The organism is Stenotrophomonas sp. 278 (assembly GCF_003935715.1).
GTDB classification, from domain to species: domain Bacteria; phylum Pseudomonadota; class Gammaproteobacteria; order Xanthomonadales; family Xanthomonadaceae; genus Stenotrophomonas; species Stenotrophomonas maltophilia_AH.
Window position 1 is genome coordinate 1 of the sequence record NZ_RHPP01000095.1, and the last position, 16825, is coordinate 16825.

Sequence of the window (16825 nt, forward strand, 5' to 3'; positions counted from 1 at the left end):
CCACCGTACCGCCACCGCCGCGCCGCGGCACCGCCAGCAAGGCAGCAGCGTCGGCACCAGCAACAGCGCGCAGCGAGCCACGGCTCGCCCCTTCGATGCTGGAACGCTTCGGCGGCACCCCGACTTCCCAGGAGAGCACCCCATGAGTGATGCCATCCGCACCCTCGCCCACCTGCACGCCGCCCTGCTGCTGGCGCTGCTGGGCACCGCACCGGCCACCGCCCAGCAGCGTCCGCTGACCGGACAGATGCTGGGCGAGCAACCGACTCCGACTACGCCGCCCGCGCGCCCGGCTCCGGTCGCGGCACCGGTTGCAGCAGCGCCCGCACCGGTGGCCCTGGCGCTGCCGCCGCGTCCGCAGCTGGGCGATACCACCCGCGCATTGTTGCAACTGCAGGCCAGCGGCGAGCATGCCGGCAAGCCGCACACCGTGCTGGGCGACCAGGCCAGCCGCAGCTACGCGCGCTACCTCAACAGCTTCGACCACCCCATTCCCGAATACCTCGAGCAAAGCGTGCGCAGGGATGTCGCCAGTGAGGGCGGGGAATAATCCATGAGCGCTGCGTGCCAGCCGCCATCCGTCCCCCGCCGCGACCAGCGCGGCGGCATGTCGGTCACCATGATGCTGGTCATGGTCGGTCTCGTCGGCATGCTTGGGCTGATCGAGATCGGTTACCTCTACTGGGCCAAGCGCGATGTGCAGAAAACCGCCGACCTGGCCGCGCTGGCCGGGGCGCAGCGGCTGGACCTGTGCAGCGCCGACCGCGCCGACAACGCGGCAGCACGTGCCAACGCAGTGAATGCCAACCGCTTTTCCGGCGTCATTCGCGTCCAGTGCGGCAACTGGAACCCCGCCCATGCCAGCGAAGACAACTTCGCCACGGTAAGTGCTGCAGCACCGGCCAACGCGGTGAAGGTGGTCGCCGAACGTTCGGTGGTGCCGTTCCTTGGGCAGAACCAGAATCTGCCTACCGTGCGTGCACAGGCGGTGGCCACGCGTGCACCGCCGTTTGCGGTGCTGAGCGTCGGCTCCCAGCTGCTGCGGGTGAACGGCAACACGCCGCTGGGCAGCGTGCTCAAGCTGGTCGGCGTGGACCTGGACCAGACCACCCTGCTCGGCTATGACGGCCTGGCCCAGGCCAAGGTCACCCCGCATGGCCTGCTCAAGGCACTGGAGATTCCTGTCGAGGCGGACATCAGCATCGGCGGCTTCAATGCGCTGCTGGCCGCGCACAAGGTGTCGCTGGGTGAACTGGTCGACGCCACCGCCACGGTGCTGTCCCAGAGCGGTGTCGCCCATGCCGACCTGGACGCGCTGCGCGATGCACTGGCGGCCAGACTGGATATCGACCGGCTGGCGATCCAGCTGGGCACTAATGACGCCACCAGCGGCCTGTTCGGCCGCATTGTCGCGCCCGACGGTCCGGCCACCGCGGCGCTGGAGGCGCAGGTGAACGCGCTGGACCTGCTGACCACCGGCATCAGCATTGCCAACAGCGGGCGCGCGGTGGAGGTCAGCCAGCTCAACGTGCTGGGCGTGCAGGCCAAAGCGGCCATCATTGAACCTCCCTCCATCGCGATCGGTGGGGTCGGCACCCGCGCCTACAACGCGCAGGTGCGGCTCTTCCTTGACATTGACAGCAACAACCTGGCGCTGGGGCTGGGCAAGGTGCTCACCGCGCTGGGCATCCGCCTGCGCCTGCCGATTCATGCCGATGTCACCAACGCCATGGCCACGGTCACCAGTCTGCGGTGCAGCGCGGTACCGGCCACCGCCACCGTGCAGGTGGATTCGTCGGTGCTGCGCGCCTGCGTCGGCAAGGTCGCCGAGGCCGACCGCTTCTCCACGCGCAATGTCTGCGATGCCTCCCTGCAGAACGAGCAGCTGCTCACCCTGCTGGGCGCACCGCTGATCAACGACCACATCCAGATCAACGCGCTCAGCCACAGCGAGAACCTGACCCTGGCCGCGGGCGAAACGAGATCCACCTGGATCAATCCGGCGCAGATCGGCACTGCGGTGAGCGACCTGGTGCAGCAGCTGCTGCGGGTGCTGGGCGGCATGCTCAATCCGGCGGCCAAGGGCATGAACACCGCCAGCACCGCCGACCAGCTGGCCGACCAGTTCCTGAAAGCCTCCAACCCGGGCAACGGCCTGTACGACGTGGACCGCACCATTGCGCTGTTGCGTAACGGCAACCCGGCGCAAGGCATCTCCGCATTTGGCGACTGGCAGGTGGAGAACGGCGTGCCGTATGCCTGCGTGCTGGGGCTGGGCACCTGCTACAGGGACGGCTCGGTGTGGGAAGGCTACCGCGCCACCGTCACCGGCCAGGGCCTGGGGCTGCTGGATGGCCTGCTCGGTACGCTGCTGGGCGGGCTGGTGATCAACCGCTGCAGCGGCCTGGTCAGCGCGCTGCTGGCCTACAACGCCTGCGTCAAAGGCAACCTGGCCGCGTACATGCAGACCGCACCGGCTGGCGTGCTGGACAGCTACCAGGGCAGCGGAAGCGTCACCGACCCCAGCACCAATGCGGTGGTCTGCAGTGGCCTGCTCTGCACCCTGCTGCGCCCGGTACTGGAAGGCGTGCTCAAGCCGCTGCTCAACGGCGTCGGCACCCTGCTCACCACCACCCTCGCCCACGTGCTGGGGATCGAACTCGGCCGTACCGACGTGCACCTGCAGGCCACCCAATGCAATCCCGCGCAGCTTGTCTACTGAACCTACTGATGGAAGCCCCGATCATGACCACCACCTCCTTCGTTTCCGTCAGCCGCACCCTGCTGGCCATGGCGCTGCTCGCGTCGCTGAGCCTAGCTCCCGATGCCCACGCGCGTCGCGGCAAGAACGACGCCCCGGACCTCGACCGCAGCGCCCCGGTCGTGCGCAACACCGTGGATGAGCTGCGCCAGCTGATGGACGGGCAGCAGCTCACTGAGCTGCGCACCACCTACAACGGCACCTACGGGGCCAGCCTGCTGTTCAATGCCAGCACGCTGCATTATTACGTGTCACTGTTCCAGGGCAAGGAGTTCTGGCGGGTGATCAAGACCGACTCGGTGGAAACCGCGGAGAACGTGTATGAGACGTTCGTAAAGCAGACCCGCGACCTGGCCCAGGTGAACATCGACACCATCCGCCTGGAAGCCGGCAAGCGTTACACCGAAAGCCTGGTCGCCTACAACGAACAACGCCTGCGCAGCCTGCAGCAGGAAGCGGACCTGCAGCGCCAGCAGGCCCAGCAGGTCAGTAGTGCAATCCAGCAGGCCAAGCAGCAGGCGGTGTCGCTGAGCACCGACCTGCGCAGCAGCAACACCCAGCTGGAACAGCTCAACCAGCGCATCCAGGCACTGCAGGCGCAGCAGGGCAACCCGGAGCTGTCACTGCCGACGCCGCCGCACCCGACCGCCAGCACGGCGCATCCGGTGGCGGGGGAAACGGGCACGCCGTAATGGGGATGCCCGACCTGTGTCCCGGGATGCCGGTGTAATCGACGCCGCCCGGACGCTGGGGACGCTGGTAGGGTCGCACGACAGTCGACCGCCGATAACGGCGGGTACTTCATTGGGGCATGACCACTGAACGAAGGCGCTTCTCCGTTCGATGGTCATGCGTTACCGGTCCTGCCACATGGTCGGTGGTCGACTATCGTCCGACCCTACCACCTCCCACTTCCATGTGACGTGAGCCACGACCACATCGACCATCCTCCATAATGCATACCGTGCCCCTATGGAGCGTCACCATGTCATCCCCCGATTCACCACTGGTCTTCTACGTCCGCCTGCAGGTCAAACCCGAGCGCACCCAGGACTGGCTCGACGCCGTGCATGCGTTGATCGACCGGATGTCCGAGGAACCGGCCTTCATTTCCTGCGACCTGCATCGTGACGCCCACGATCCAACCGTGTTCACGCTGTATGAGCGCTGGGATGAGGCGTCGGTGCAGGACTTCCTGGACCATCAGTCCACGGATTACCGCGCCGCCTACGACGCGCTGCTGCCTGATCTGCTGCAGAAACCACGTGAACCGCAGGTGCTGGAGCTGGTGCAGAGCTGGGGGTGATACAAAAACGGCGACCCGGAGGTCGCCGTTTCCATATCACATCACCGTCGTGATCAGGCCGCCTTGGCCTGCTCGCTCTGGCGCTTCACCAGTGCGTTGAAACGGTTCAGCGAGGTCAGGTGGTGATGCACCAGCGCCAGCCAGCCGTTGCGGTGCCAGGCCAGCACGATGTCGTCGGGCAGCTTGGCGAACTTCTCCACATCAACCACGTGGAAACCGTTCACCGACATCTTCTCACCGTTGCTCAGGGTGACATCGATGCTGCGTTCCACCAGCAGGTCCTGGGCCAGCAGCGCGGCACTGAACTGACGGGTCTGCTCGTACTCGCGGGTGAAGTCAGCGCAGAACTTCATGGCGTTGTCGACCAGTTCGGTGGCCTTGCCGTCCACGAACAGCGGTTCGCCTTCGTCGCTCTCGCCCTGGTTGACCTGGTCCGAACCGGCGTCCAGGGCCAGCAGGAAATTGCCGTCGTCATCGGACTGCATGAACACGAACGGGTAACGGCGCAGGTAAGCCGGCGCATAGGTGTCGTCGGCCCACTTGCCATCATTCACGAACAGGTTGCTGCGCGACAGGCCCACGGCCACGATCGGCGAGGCGTCCTGCCCGGTGAACAGGATGGGGAAGTGCTGGGCGGCCATGCCGAATTCGCCGATCACCGCCGGGATGGCATTGGTTTCAGCGGCGAATGCCAGCGAACCCGGGCGCAGACGCCAGTTGGCGTGCTTGTCCGATTGCAGCGGCAGCGGCTGGCGGTAGAACAGCGGACCGGAAGCCTGTGCCGGAGCGGCCGGCGGAGTAGTCGTTTCAGCAGTCATGGAATTGGTCAGGTACGACGCGCCAGACAGCCCGGGCGCGAAAGCGGGCACCACATTGATCCACCACTATAACGTGGCTTTTTGACGATTTCCGCCATGCCGGTGGTCACAGGGAGCTATAACCCGGTGAATTCGCTGCAGTCAGGCAGCGGGGTGTCGGGTACGTAGCGGCCCTGCTGCCAGCGCAGCCGCCGCTGGTAGGTACAGCTGCGGTCGGTTTCCGTGCGCAGATCCGTGGCGGTCAATGGACCCTTTTCCAGCGAATCGCCAAAGCGCGAGACGCCGGCTGGAAAGCGGGTGGCCCGGGTCTGGAACCGCAGCACCGGCATGCCCTGGCCCGCCGGATCCAACCCGATCTGCGCGGCAAAGCGGTATTCATCGTGGCAGGCGTCAGCCCGTGCGGTAACGTCCGCCTCGCTGAAGCAGGCCCGAATCAGCGCGTTGCCCGCCATCGGCAGGCTCGCCACCGTGTCGATCTGGATGCCGTCGTTCTCGTGGTATAGGCGTACCAGCATCAGTTCGGACGAACTGGCCCCGCCGCCGGAGTACGAGGTGCGCCAGTCGCGTATGGCTCCCACCAGCACGTTCTGCAGTTGCGCCTGTTCAGCATCGGCGGGGCGCTGCGGCGCACCGATGCCCGGTCCCAGCCGCACAATGAAGGGCCAGGGTTGCTCGCTGTCGGCCTCGTCCTCGGAGGGCATTGGCACGTAGCGCAGACGGACGTCACGCTCGCCGGTCACATGCTGGGCAAGTTCCAGCTGGGCTCCGGCTTCGTCACGGACGGTGCGCACGCACCAGGCACGGTCGGCGCTGCAGTACCACGCCGAGGAATCCGCATCGGCGGCGGTCGCGCCAGGCGGTGCAGCCTGTTCGGTCAGCGGCTCCAGTCGGTTACCGGCGGCATCCTGCACGGGAGCCGAAGGCTGGGCTTGGGCGCTGCCGGCGATCAAGGCCAACAGCAGCAGGCCATTGGAAAAGCGTCGGCGTTGTGCCGTCATCGGGATACGTCCTTGTGGTGCCCTCTCGGACCCATCATGACACGCATGGCGCGTCGAGCGCATGGGCATGGCGTTGACACGCATGGCGTGTTTCCGTGCACAGGGTCATGCCGTTGACACGCGTGGCGTGTCACTACGATCCTGGGTCGCCCGGGTTTGGTTGGTCAGGCGACCTGTAGTGACGCGCCATGCGCGTCAACGCACCCCGTCAAGCGCCTGCGAGGCTCCGGTCAGCACCGCGCAGGCATGGTCCTGCAGCTCTTCGCCACTGGCCTGGTGGCCGGCGTCGGCATCGGCCTGGGTTGCCAGCAGCACAAAGCCCGGTGCGCGCGCGTCGTCGCCCTGCCCCACCACCACCAGCGACCAGCGCCCCATCTCGCCGGGCGCGGCCAGGTCGTCGGCGAGCAGGCGGATGGGATCGGCGGTCAGCGTTTCGCCATCCAGCCGGCGTGCCTGGTACACATGTCCGCGCAGCGGCTGTGGCAGCGGCTGCCACGTCGGGCCGATGGCCGGCTGCATGGCCTGCAGCTGGTCGCGGATGTCCGCGCGCAGGCAGTCGACATGGATGTGCAGCTGGTTCTGCGAACGGCCGTGCGCGGAATTCAGCGCCAGGCTGGCCACGTCACGCGGCAGCGGCTGGCCCAGCGCGCGTTCGGTGTAGGCACGCGCCTGCCAGGCGGCGGCAAAGTAGTTCGGCGTGCCGGCCTGCAGCAGATCGGGGCTTTCGATGCCCGACACCTTGTCCAGCGGCATCAGCAGGAACTGGTAGTCGCCGTGAGTGTCCTTGACAAGCACATCGCGGCGCTCCGGTGCCGTTGAGACCGCCAGGCACGAACCGCGCGGGGTATCCGTGCCCACGCAGTCGCGCTGGATCACACCCCACAGGGCATCGGGATTGGGAGCCGGCTTCGGCGGTGGCGCAGTGGTACAGGCGGCCAGACACAGCGGCAGCGCCAGCAGGAAGACACGAAGGACAGACACCGGAAAGCAGTTCCAACGCCCGGCCCGGTACGGGGGGCTTTGGCCGGCATTGTACCGGGCGGCATGGCCGGGCTGCGATCGGGTGCTGTAGGTGCGATTGGGTGCTGGGGGCTTGGGTTGGTAGCGTCGGTCGACAGACGACGGCCGATAACAATGATCGGCACGGGAACGCATGACCGATGACGAAGTAACGCGCGACCACGTTCAAGGTCATGCGTTAACGAACGGTGCACCGTTATCGGCCGTCGTCTATCGACCGACGCTACCAACCCCAATTCACACGTGATGCCACAACGTCCGGCCACCCCCGTCATCCCGGTCGCCACAACGTCCGGTCATCCCCGTCATCCCGGTTCGCCCAACGTCCCGTGCCCCCGTCACCCCGCGCTCCCGGCACGGTGGTATGGTCGCCACAGGCTACCGCAGGAGCGACCGATGTCCCGGCATACCCGCATTGCAGTTCCCGTCCTGGCCGTTGCGGCCACCCTGCTGTCCGGCTGTGTCAGCAGTCCCGGACCGGAGGTCCGCGGCAGTGGTCAATGCCACGACGCCCCCCTGCAATGGGCGGTAGGCCAGCCCGCTGCGGAAGAGACCATGCGCAAGCTGTTCCGCGAAAGCGGTGCCGGCCTGATCAATCCCATCGGCCCGGCGACGGTGGTCAGCAAGGACCGCCGCGACGACCGCCTGCGTGTGTTCATCGACAAGGACAATGTAATTACCGCCGTGCGGTGCGAATAGCGCATACCCTCAGCCACCGCGATCGATCCGGCACCGCGTTGACGCGCATGGCGCGTCACTACAGGTCGTTCGACCCAGGACGTAGTGACGCGCCATGCGCGTCAACGCCATCCACGGCCGTTCGATCCACCGTCAATGGCCAATGCCTCACGCCCGATATCAGCAACCGTCCGCGCGCCGGTCAGGGTCATCGCAACCCGCATTTCCTTTGCAACCAGATCCAGCAGATTGGCCACCGCGGCCTCTCCGCCGGTGGCCAGCGCATACACGAACGCACGCCCCAGCAGCACCGTATCTGCCCCCAATGCCAGCATGCGCACCACGTCCAACCCGCTGCGCACGCCCGAATCCACCAGCAGCTTCAGCTCACCTTGCACGGCATCGGCAATGGCCGGCAGCGCGCGCGCAGTGGACAGCACCCCGTCCAGCTGACGGCCGCCGTGGTTGGAGACCACGATGCCATCGGCACCGAAGCGCACCGCATCACGGGCATCATCCGGGTCCAGGATGCCTTTGATCACCATCGGCCCGGTCCAGAACTCGCGGATCCACTCCAGGTCCTTCCAGGAAATGGACGGGTCGAAGTTGGCCCCGAGCCAGCCGATGTAGTCCGCCAGGCCGGTGGGCGCGCCGCGATAGGCCGACACATTGCCCAGGTCGTGGGGCCGACCGAACAACCCCACGTCCCAGGCCCAGCGCGGATGGGTGACGGCCTGCAGCATGCGCCGCAGCGGCCCGTTCTGCCCGCTCATCCCCGAATGCGCGTCACGATAACGGGCTCCGGGAACCGGCATGTCCACGGTGAACACCAGCGTGGTGACACCGGCCGCCTGCGCCCGCTCCAGCGCGTTGCGCATGAAGCCGCGGTCCTTCAGCACATACAGCTGGAACCACATCGGCCGGGGAATCTTCGGGGCCACTTCCTCGATCGGGCACACCGACACCGTCGACAACGTAAACGGAATGCCCCGGCTGGCCGCCGCACGCGCAGCCTGCACTTCGCCGCGCCGGGCGAACATGCCGGTCAGGCCCACCGGAGCCAATGCCACCGGCATCGCCAGCCGCTCACCAAACAGCTCGGTTTCCAGGCTCAGCTCGGACATGTCGCGCAGCACGCGCTGGCGCAGCGCCACATCGGACAGGTCGGACACGTTGCGGCGCAGGGTCTGCTCGGCGTAGGCACCGCCGTCGATGTAGTGGAACAGGAACGGCGGCAGGCGACGCTGCGCGGCAGCGCGGTAGTCCGAAGCGGCGGAAATGATCATGGGGCAGCAACACCGGGCAACAGTCCGCTGACAGCATACCGGCGCACCCTGCCCCGCAGCACACTCCGCGCATTAGACCAAAAGGTAGGTGCCGACCGTTGGTCGGCACATCGGCCGCAGCCCGGTGCCTCAGCGTCCGCAGTCGCTGCACGGCCCCTTCAGCTCCACGCCATTGCCATCGGGATCCTGCACGTACAGCGACAACCCATCGCCCTCGGCTCCAAAATTGCTGCTGGCCGGGGCATCCACGGCGATACCGTGCATCTGCAGGTGTTCGCGCAGGTGCGCTTCGTTGAACGGCTCGATGCGCAGGCACAGATGCGCCATGTTGCGGCCCTGCACACCTGCAGCAGCGCCGCCGGGCACCCCCAGCCTGCCGCGGACGTCGACCAGGTCGATCATCGAACGACCCGCGTGCAGATGCACCATGCCCAGCGTCGGCCGTTCGCGCGCCACCGTGCAGCCCAGCACATCGCGGTAGAAATGCAGCGCGCGCGGGAGGTCGCTGACCCGCAGCACGACATGGTCCAGGCACTGGATGACGAAGTCCGGCTGTCCGGCGGCGGTGGCGTTCATAACTTCTCCAGCTTGTCGGAAATCCGGCGGAACACGGCCAGCACCACCACGCAGAGCACACTCACGCCCAGCGCGATCACATACTCACCAATGCCCACGGCAATGCCGATGGCGGCCGCCATCACCAGCGAACTGGCGGTGGTCAGCCCACTGACCTGGTCCTCGCGGGTGCCGCGCAGAATGGTGCCCGCCGCCACGAAACCGACGCAGGCCACCACCGCCTCGATCAGACGTACCGGGTCGACCTGCAGCAGGTCCCGGTAGCGTTCCTGCTGGAAATGCTCGGCGATGCTGTCACCCAGGCCGACGATCAGTGCCGCCGCGCCGGCAATCAGCATGTGCGTGCGCAGCCCGGCGGCGTGCTTGCTGAGCTCGCGCTCGATGCCCAGCACGCCGCCGAACAGCATGGCCGCGGCCACCCGCAGCAACAGCGACAGATCCTGCTCCCAGCCCATCCGCGTCTCCTCGGTGATGGGCGAAGCGTTGCGCGAAGCGCGTGGCAGTGCTGTGAAACGATGTGAATGCGGCCGTGACCGGTTGTCAGTGCGCCAGGTAGCCGCCGTCGATGGCGTAGTAGGTGCCGGTGGCAAACGACGCATCTGCACTGGCCAGCCAGGCCACCAGCGCCGCCACTTCCTCGGCACGCCCCAGCCGGTTGAGCGCATGCTTGGCCTCCAGCGCCTTGCGTGCGGTCGGCTCCATCTTGTCCAGCAGCGGGGTGGCAATGAAACCCGGGCCGACCGCATTCACGCGGATGTTGTCGGCGGCATGCTCCCACGCTGCGGTCTGGGTCAGACCGACCACACCGTGTTTGGCAGCGACATAGGCCGCCGAATTGTCAAAGCCGACCTGGCCCAGAATCGACGCCATGTTGATGATGCTGCCGCCCTTGCCGGCCTGGCGCAGCGCCTGGATCTGCGCGCGCTGGCACAGGAACACGCTGTTGAGGTTCACGTCGATCACGCGCTTCCAGCCGTCGACCGGATAGTCGCCACTGGGCGCTGACGGTCCGCCGATACCGGCGTTGTTGACAGCTATGTCCAGGCCGCCCAGTTCCTGCACGGTCTGCTTGACCGCCGCGTCAACGGCCGCTTCATCGGTGACATCCAGGGCGATGCCGATCGTCTTCACGCCACGTGCGGCCAGCGCCTCGGCGGTTTTCTTCACCGCGTCTTCCTTCAGGTCCCACACCGCCACCGCCGCACCGGAGTCGGCGAACAGTTCGGCCACGGCCAGGCCGATGCCGGACACGCCGCCAGTGACGATGGCGACCTTGCCCTTGAGCTGATAATCAATCATTGCGTCTGTCTCCACAGGAATCAGGGGGGAAAGCATTCCTACCCTACGCCTGCGATGCGTTACACAAGGTGCATGCAACGCACCTGCCGACCGCAACGAACCTTCCCACCGCTGCAACGCACGCAGCCGTATGCTGCAGGTCGTACTGCCATTCCTCCCACAAGGCCCTGCACATGACTGCACCGACCGACGGCTTGCTGTTCTCCCCCACCCGGCTGGGTTCCATCGACCTGCGTAACCGCATCGCGATGGCCCCGCTGACCCGCAACCGCGCCATCGAGGGCCGTGTGCCCAATCCACTGGCGGTGCAGTACTACCAGCAGCGCGCCAGTGCCGGGCTGATCATCGCCGAGGCTACCCAGATCAGCCCGCTCGGCCAGGGCTACCTGGACACCCCCGGCATCTACAGCCAGGCGCAGATTGACGCCTGGCGCAAGGTCACCGACGCGGTGCACAGCGAGGGCGGCCGCATCATCCTGCAGCTGTGGCACGTCGGCCGCATCTCGCACACCAGCCTGCTGCCGGAAGGCGAAGTGCCGGTAGCCCCCAGCGCGGTGCAGGCCAAAGCCAAAACGTTCACCGCCAACGGGTTTGAAGACGTGTCCGCGCCCCGCGCGCTGGCGCTGGACGAGATCCCCGGCCTGATCCAGGAGTACCGCCAGGCCGCGCGCAACGCCATCAGCGCCGGCTTTGACGGCGTGGAAGTGCATGCGGCGAACGGTTATCTCATCGACCAGTTCCTGCGCGACGGCAGCAACCTGCGCACCGACGAATACGGTGGCAGCATCGAGAACCGCACGCGGCTGCTGGAGGAAGTGGTGCGTGCGGTGGCCTCGGAAATCGGTGCCGAACGCACCGGCGTGCGCCTGTCACCGACCACGCCGGCCGGTGATGCGCACGATTCCAACCCGCAGCCGCTGTTCGAACGTGCGGTGGAGCGGCTGGATGCGATTGACGGCCTGGCCTTTGTGCATGTGATCGAAGGTGCCACCGGCGGCCCGCGCGACAACATCGCCTTTGACTATGCCGCGCTGCGGGCGAAGTTCCGCGGCCCGTGGATCGCCAACAACGGCTATGACAAGGACAGCGCCGAGGCCGCCCTTGCCAGCGGCTATGCCGACGTGATCGCGTTCGGGCGCGCCTTCATCGCCAACCCGGACCTGGTGGAGCGCCTGCGTTTCGGCGTGCCGCTGTCCGACTTCAACCCCGACACGCTGTATGGCGGCGGGGCTGAGGGGTACACCGACTATCCGAGCGTTTCGGGGTCCAACGTCGCCGATTGATGTCGGGCGCGTAGAGCCGGGCTTGCCCGGCTGCTTTTCGCGCGGTGTCGCACAGCCGGGCAGAGCCCGGCTCTACGTCAATGCACCACGGTCGCCTCCAGCTGCACCGGCACCCGCTGCAGCGGCTCGCTGGCCGAGCGCGACAGCTGTACCTCGTACTGCCCGGCGGCGATCTTCCACTGTTTGTCGGCGGTATCGAAACTGGCCAGCGTCTTCGGCTCGGCCTCGATCTGGATGCGACGGGTCTCGCCCGGCTGCAGCATCACTTTCTGGAAGCCGACCAGGCGGATCGGGGTGGCACTGCCTTCCGGCAACTTCAGATACAACTGTGCCACGTCCGCACCGGCCACCTTGCCGGTGTTGCGCACGTCCACGGTGGCCCTCAGGCGCTGGCCGTCGGCCACCACGCTCAGGTTGTCGTAGGCGAACTGCGTGTAGGACAGGCCATGACCGAAAGCGAACTGCGGCACCAGGCCCTTGGCGGCAAACCACTTGTAGCCGACGTTGGCCCCTTCGATGTCGTAGTTGATGGTGTCATCCGGCTTGTGCTTCGGGTTGAAGCCCAGCCCGTTCACCTCCGGACGCGGCAGCTGGCCGGCATCCACCGGCCAGGTCACCGGCAGGCGGCCGGACGGATTGACCTTGCCGGTGAGCAGCGCGGCAATGCCTTCGCCGCCACGGATGCCCGGGTACCACGCCTGCAGCAGCGCCGGCACCTGCTGCAGCCACGGCAGTTCCACCGGGCCGTTGGTTTCCAGCACCACCACCGTCTTCGGGTTGGCCTTGGCCACGCCGGCAATCAGCGCATCCTGGTTGTCGGGCAGTTTCATGTGCGGCAGGTCGACCGATTCGGCCGACCACTGGGTGGCGAACACGATCGCCACATCGGCTGCGGCAGCCGCACGGGCCGCTGCGGCCACATTCGTGCCATCCACATAGTCGATGGTCGCGTCGGGCAGCTCGGCGCGCAGCGCCTCCAGCGGCGAGGACGGGTGGAAGATCACCGGGCCCGGCCAGGTGGTCGGCAGCACTCCCGGCACCGCATTGGTGCCACGGGCGGTGTAGCCCACGTGCGACGAACCACCCCCACCGATCACGCCCTTGTCGGCATGCCCGCCGATCACCACGATGCGCTTCACGTCGGCAGCCAGCGGCAGTACGTTGTGTTCATTGCGCAGCAGCACGCTGCCTTCTTCCACCGTGCGCTGCGCGGCGTCGAAGCCGGCCTGCACGTCGATCGGCACATGCTCCGGCGGCAGGTCGAAGTTGCCATGCGCGAACATCGTGCGCAGGATGCGCGCCACCATGTCGTCCAGGCGCGCCTGCGGCACCACGCCACCGGCCACGGCCAGGCGCAGCGGTTGATCGAAGTACACCGCCTTGTCGAACACCTCGCCCGCCGACTGCTGGTCCAGTCCGGCCAGCGCCGCCTTCGAGCCGCTGTGCACGCCGCCCCAGTCGGACATCACGTAACCGGGGAATTTCCATTCCTGCTTGAGCACCTGGTTCATCAGGTAATCGTGCTCGCAGCCGTAGGTGCCGTTGATCTTGTTGTACGAGCACATCACCGAACCGGGCTTGCCCTCTTCCAGCGCGATTTCAAACGCCAGCAGGTCCGATTCACGCATCGCCTGCTCGCCGATCTCGGCGCTGTGGAAGTTGCGCGAGGTCTCCATGTCATTCAGCGCGAAGTGCTTCATGGTGGAGATCACATGCTGGCGCTGCACGCCACGGATCGATTCGCCGACCAGACGACCGGCCAGCAGCGGGTCTTCACCGGCGTATTCGAAGTTGCGCCCGTTGCGCGGGTCGCGCTGCAGGTTGACGCTGCCGGCCAGCAGGATGTTGAAGCGCTGCTGCCAGGCTTCGCGGCCCATGGTGGCCCCACCGGTGTAGGCGATCTGCGGATTCCAGCTGGAGGCCGTGGATGGGCCCGACGGCATCGCGGTGGCGATGTCACCCTTGCGGATGCCGCCCGGGTTGGTCACACCCACGCCGGCGTCGGCCGACTGCTGCGCCGGAATGCCCAGGCGCGGCACGCCGGGCACGAAGCCGGCTGAACCGACCGCGCCTTCCGGCAGCGGACCGCCGTCCTTGCCCAGCCCGAAGTAGCTGTGCAGCATCTGGAATTTCTCGTCCACGGTCATCTGCGCCACCAGCAGGCGGGCGCGGGCATCAGCGTTGAGCGCCATATCCATCCACGGCGCGTCGCCGCCCACCGGGGCCGTGTAATCGAGGGTCAACAGCTGAGCCGGCAGCGGCTTGCTGTTGGCGCTGAGCTTCAGCTTCACCGCCTGGGCACGCGCCGCGCTGAAGCCCTGCCGGTAGCCGGCGGCCTCCTCCAGCGGCACGTAGCCGGTTGCTTCAGCGCGCGCGGTGTCCACGGCACCCAGCAGCAGGGCCGGTGCGCCCATGCGGGTCTGCGCGGCGATGTTGACGGCCAGCGCAGGATCGGCCTTCGGTGCCGGCGCATACAGGGCCACGACATGGCGGCCGTCGTTCAGGCGCAGATAGCTGACGCCCGGTGCTTCCACGCCGGAAGCGGCTTCCACCGGCAGGCGCGAGAGCACGACGCGACCGCGCGATCCGGCCGCGGCCGGGTCCACGGTGATGAAGCGCGCGGTGTAGCCCAGTGCATCGGCCATGGCCGCCAGCCGGTCGGCCTCGGCACGATCGACGTCTTCCACGGTCAGCGCATCCACGTCCAGCGCCTGCAGCTGCGCGCCCACCGTGGCGGCGTCAAGCGTGGCAGGCACCTGTTCCAGACGCAGCACGGTGAAGGCGTCCGCGCCGGCGGTCGGTGCGGCGATGGCGGTGGCGGCCAGCGACAAGGCAATGGCAGTGGTCAGGACGAGCGGCTTTGTAATCGTTTTCATAAGCGGGCGAAACACCTTTTCTGACGCAGAAAATCCGGGGAGTCTTGCCGCAGAAGGGTGCAGCGCAGGCTGCGGAACGCGGCACGATCAGGCCCCTCCGCCTGTCGCAATGCCATTGCGCCCACAGGGGGTGAAGAGTGGTCGAGCGCGTTCACGTCTGTCAACACGACGTTTGGTGGGTAGGGCACGTAGGGACGCGCCGTGCGCGTCCATCTCGGACTATTAGTATTTTTGCTAATTCCCGGTAGCATGTCGGTCTCAGCTCTTGATCTTTGCTTTTCCGACACTCCGACCCATGTTCCGGCCCTCTACCCTCGCCCAGCTTCCCTCGCCCCACCGGGAGGCCCCCTGATGGCCGCCGTGCGGGCGCTGGAAGACCTGCTGGCCAGCCGCCAGGTCTGGCGCGGGCAACCGCGGGCGGTACCTTCGGAAACCCCGGCCCATCCGACCGGGCACCCGGAACTGGATGCACGCCTGCCCGGCGGTGGCTGGCCACCGGCCTCGCTGTCAGAAGTGCTGCTGGCCGCGCCCGGCCAGGGCGAACTGGCACTGGTGTGGCCGACCCTGGCCCGGCTGAGCCAGCAACAGCAGACCGTGGTGCTGATCGCCCCGCCCTATCTGCCGCATGCCCCGGCCTGGGGTCGGGCCGGGCTGGCGCTGGGCCAGCTGCAGGTGGTGCACGCGTCCCCTCGCGAGGCGCTGTGGGCGGCTGAACAATGCCTGCGTTCGGCGGCCTGCGCGGCGGTGCTGTGCTGGCCGCAGACCACCGACGACCGCGCCCTGCGCCGCCTGCAGGTCGCCGCCGAAAGCGGCCAGTGCCTGGGCATCGCGTTCCGCGATGCGCGCTGGAGCCGCAACCCCTCCCCTGCGCCGCTGCGCCTGCAACTGGACGATGGCCAGGTGCGGGTGCTCAAGTGCCGCGGCGGCCAGGCACCGGCACAGCCGTTGCCGCTGGCCCGGGTGCAGTGAGGGCGCGCCGTGCACTGGGCCTGCCTGCTGCTGCCACAACTGGCGCTGGACGCCGCCCTGCGTCAACAGCCCGACCCGCGCGCGCCGCTGGTACTGGTCACCGGCCCGATGCAGCGCCGGGTGCTGCACGCGGTCAGCCCGGCCGCACGCCAGCAGGGACTGCGCCGGGGCATGCTGCTCTCGGCCGCGCAGGTGCTGACCCGCGACCTGCGCACCGTGGAATACGACCCCCGCGCCGAACAGGACACCCGCCAGCTGCTGGCCAGCTGGCTGTATGGCATCAGCTCGCAGGTCAGCCTGGCCTTTCCGCATGCGCTGGCGCTGGAGATCGGGGCCAGTCGCGCCCTGTTCGGCGACTGGCCGGCGATTGAACAGCGCCTGCGCGAGGGCCTGCAGGAACTGGGCTTCCGCCACCGTCTGGTAGCGGCACCCAACCCCCACGCAGCCTGGGTGCTGAGCGGCGTGCATGCCCGCCTCGGTGTCGATGCGACCACGCTGGAAGCGGCCCTGGCCGACATTCCGATCGAGCGCAGTGGCCTGCCTGCAGAGGCGGTCACGGTACTGGCCCGCTCCGGCCTGCGCACGCTGGGCGCGGCCTTCGCCCTGCCCCGCGAAAGCCTGGCGCGGCGCTTTCCACCGCAGGTCCTGACCCATCTGGATGCCCTGCGCGGACTGCATGCCGCACCGCTGTCGTACTTCCAGCCACCGGACCGTTTCGATGCGCGCATCGAATTCGAATACGAGATCGAATCCACCCAGGCGCTGCTGTTCCCGCTGCGCCGCCTGACCACCGACCTGGCGGCGTTCCTGTGCTCGCGCGATGGCGGCGCGCAGCAGTTCGACCTGTGGTTCGAACACGAACACCACCCGGACACGCAGCTGCGCGTGGGCCTGCTGTCGCCCGAACGCGACGCCGGCGTGCTGTTCGACCTGGCCCGCAACCGCGTCGACCACC

The 16825-nt window shown here is 67.5% G+C and carries 16 protein-coding genes; 8 read left to right on the forward strand and 8 right to left on the reverse strand.

The genetic code is table 11. From position 1 onward, the window contains the following. Positions 1–142: 142 nt before the first annotated feature. The 4 genes from EGJ34_RS14935 (at position 143) to EGJ34_RS14950 (ending at position 4067) form a co-directional block, all read left to right on the forward strand. Positions 143–550 (forward strand): DUF3613 domain-containing protein, encoded by a 408-nt coding sequence (locus tag EGJ34_RS14935; protein WP_125361253.1) that lies wholly within the window; start codon positions 143–145, stop codon positions 548–550. 3 nt (positions 551–553) lie between these two features. After that, positions 554–2722: a TadG family pilus assembly protein gene (locus EGJ34_RS14940; RefSeq protein ID WP_125361254.1), complete on the forward strand. Its 2169-nt coding sequence runs from the start codon at positions 554–556 to the stop codon at positions 2720–2722. Positions 2723–2745: 23 nt separating this feature from the next. Next, a complete protein-coding gene (locus EGJ34_RS14945) occupies positions 2746–3453 on the forward strand; it encodes a DUF2968 domain-containing protein (protein ID WP_260477015.1) in 708 nt (235 codons plus the stop codon). Positions 3454–3746: 293 nt separating this feature from the next. After that, positions 3747–4067: a putative quinol monooxygenase gene (locus tag EGJ34_RS14950; protein WP_185750192.1), complete on the forward strand. Its 321-nt coding sequence runs from the start codon at positions 3747–3749 to the stop codon at positions 4065–4067. Between the two features lie 53 nt (positions 4068–4120). Here EGJ34_RS14950 and EGJ34_RS14955 read toward each other — a convergent pair whose 3' ends face one another. The 3 genes from EGJ34_RS14955 to EGJ34_RS14965 form a co-directional block, all read right to left on the reverse strand. Continuing rightward, the gene (locus EGJ34_RS14955) at positions 4121–4885 is read right to left on the reverse strand and encodes a SapC family protein (RefSeq protein WP_125361256.1); all 765 of its coding nucleotides are present in this window, start codon (positions 4883–4885) and stop codon (positions 4121–4123) included. Between the two features lie 116 nt (positions 4886–5001). After that, positions 5002–5883: a hypothetical protein gene (locus tag EGJ34_RS14960; protein WP_125361257.1), complete on the reverse strand. Its 882-nt coding sequence runs from the start codon at positions 5881–5883 to the stop codon at positions 5002–5004. A 195-nt stretch (positions 5884–6078) separates the two neighbouring features. Beyond that, entirely contained in the window at positions 6079–6864 is a 786-nt protein-coding gene (locus tag EGJ34_RS14965) for a CDP-diacylglycerol diphosphatase (protein ID WP_260477016.1), read from the reverse strand. Positions 6865–7299: 435 nt separating this feature from the next. Here EGJ34_RS14965 and EGJ34_RS14970 point away from each other — a divergent pair, with 435 nt between their 5' ends. Beyond that, positions 7300–7602, forward strand: coding sequence for a hypothetical protein (locus tag EGJ34_RS14970; protein ID WP_125361259.1), 303 nt, complete (start codon positions 7300–7302; stop codon positions 7600–7602). Positions 7603–7703: 101 nt separating this feature from the next. Here the strand turns inward: EGJ34_RS14970 and lldD are convergent, their stop codons facing one another. From lldD to EGJ34_RS14990, 4 genes are all read right to left on the reverse strand, one after another. After that, the gene (gene lldD / locus EGJ34_RS14975; RefSeq protein WP_125361260.1) at positions 7704–8867 is read right to left on the reverse strand and encodes an FMN-dependent L-lactate dehydrogenase LldD; all 1164 of its coding nucleotides are present in this window, start codon (positions 8865–8867) and stop codon (positions 7704–7706) included. A gap of 129 nt (positions 8868–8996) precedes the next feature. Further along, on the reverse strand, positions 8997–9443 hold the full coding sequence (locus EGJ34_RS14980; protein WP_125361261.1) for a VOC family protein: 447 nt from the start codon (positions 9441–9443) through the stop codon (positions 8997–8999). Continuing rightward, positions 9440–9898, reverse strand: a complete 459-nt coding sequence (locus EGJ34_RS14985; protein WP_125361262.1) for an MgtC/SapB family protein — start codon at positions 9896–9898, stop codon at positions 9440–9442. Before EGJ34_RS14985 ends, EGJ34_RS14980 begins: the two co-directional genes overlap by 4 nt. Before the next feature lie 85 nt (positions 9899–9983). Further along, positions 9984–10742 carry an SDR family NAD(P)-dependent oxidoreductase gene (locus tag EGJ34_RS14990; protein WP_125361263.1) on the reverse strand — a complete coding sequence of 253 codons (759 nt, stop codon included), beginning with the start codon at positions 10740–10742 and terminating at the stop codon, positions 9984–9986. Between the two features lie 173 nt (positions 10743–10915). On the opposite strand from EGJ34_RS14990, the gene EGJ34_RS14995 reads away from it, so the two are divergent. After that, positions 10916–12025: an alkene reductase gene (locus EGJ34_RS14995; protein WP_125361264.1), complete on the forward strand. Its 1110-nt coding sequence runs from the start codon at positions 10916–10918 to the stop codon at positions 12023–12025. A gap of 77 nt (positions 12026–12102) precedes the next feature. Here the strand turns inward: EGJ34_RS14995 and EGJ34_RS15000 are convergent, their stop codons facing one another. After that, positions 12103–14901 (reverse strand): glycoside hydrolase family 3 C-terminal domain-containing protein, encoded by a 2799-nt coding sequence (locus EGJ34_RS15000; RefSeq protein WP_185750193.1) that lies wholly within the window; start codon positions 14899–14901, stop codon positions 12103–12105. Between the two features lie 351 nt (positions 14902–15252). Here EGJ34_RS15000 and imuA point away from each other — a divergent pair, with 351 nt between their 5' ends. Beyond that, entirely contained in the window at positions 15253–15870 is a 618-nt protein-coding gene (imuA, locus tag EGJ34_RS15005) for a translesion DNA synthesis-associated protein ImuA (protein WP_125361265.1), read from the forward strand. 9 nt (positions 15871–15879) lie between these two features. Then, a partial coding sequence (locus EGJ34_RS15010; RefSeq protein ID WP_148100507.1) for a DNA polymerase Y family protein occupies positions 15880–16825 on the forward strand: 946 nt, incomplete at its 3' end.

What these genes read in the sequence shown, in the direction of transcription:
- EGJ34_RS14935 (WP_125361253.1), top strand. Translation starts at nt 143, where the DNA reads ATGAGTGATGCCATCCGCACCCTCGCCCACCTGCACGCCGCCCTGCTG.
- EGJ34_RS14940 (WP_125361254.1), top strand. Translation starts at nt 554, where the DNA reads ATGAGCGCTGCGTGCCAGCCGCCATCCGTCCCCCGCCGCGACCAGCGC.
- EGJ34_RS14945 (WP_260477015.1), top strand. Translation starts at nt 2,746, where the DNA reads ATGACCACCACCTCCTTCGTTTCCGTCAGCCGCACCCTGCTGGCCATG.
- EGJ34_RS14950 (WP_185750192.1), top strand. Translation starts at nt 3,747, where the DNA reads ATGTCATCCCCCGATTCACCACTGGTCTTCTACGTCCGCCTGCAGGTC.
- EGJ34_RS14955 (WP_125361256.1), bottom strand. Translation starts at nt 4,885, where the DNA reads ATGACTGCTGAAACGACTACTCCGCCGGCCGCTCCGGCACAGGCTTCC.
- EGJ34_RS14960 (WP_125361257.1), bottom strand. Translation starts at nt 5,883, where the DNA reads ATGACGGCACAACGCCGACGCTTTTCCAATGGCCTGCTGCTGTTGGCC.
- EGJ34_RS14970 (WP_125361259.1), top strand. Translation starts at nt 7,300, where the DNA reads ATGTCCCGGCATACCCGCATTGCAGTTCCCGTCCTGGCCGTTGCGGCC.
- lldD (WP_125361260.1), bottom strand. Translation starts at nt 8,867, where the DNA reads ATGATCATTTCCGCCGCTTCGGACTACCGCGCTGCCGCGCAGCGTCGC.
- EGJ34_RS14980 (WP_125361261.1), bottom strand. Translation starts at nt 9,443, where the DNA reads ATGAACGCCACCGCCGCCGGACAGCCGGACTTCGTCATCCAGTGCCTG.
- EGJ34_RS14985 (WP_125361262.1), bottom strand. Translation starts at nt 9,898, where the DNA reads ATGGGCTGGGAGCAGGATCTGTCGCTGTTGCTGCGGGTGGCCGCGGCC.
- EGJ34_RS14990 (WP_125361263.1), bottom strand. Translation starts at nt 10,742, where the DNA reads ATGATTGATTATCAGCTCAAGGGCAAGGTCGCCATCGTCACTGGCGGC.
- EGJ34_RS14995 (WP_125361264.1), top strand. Translation starts at nt 10,916, where the DNA reads ATGACTGCACCGACCGACGGCTTGCTGTTCTCCCCCACCCGGCTGGGT.
- EGJ34_RS15000 (WP_185750193.1), bottom strand. Translation starts at nt 14,901, where the DNA reads ATGAAAACGATTACAAAGCCGCTCGTCCTGACCACTGCCATTGCCTTG.
- imuA (WP_125361265.1), top strand. Translation starts at nt 15,253, where the DNA reads ATGGCCGCCGTGCGGGCGCTGGAAGACCTGCTGGCCAGCCGCCAGGTC.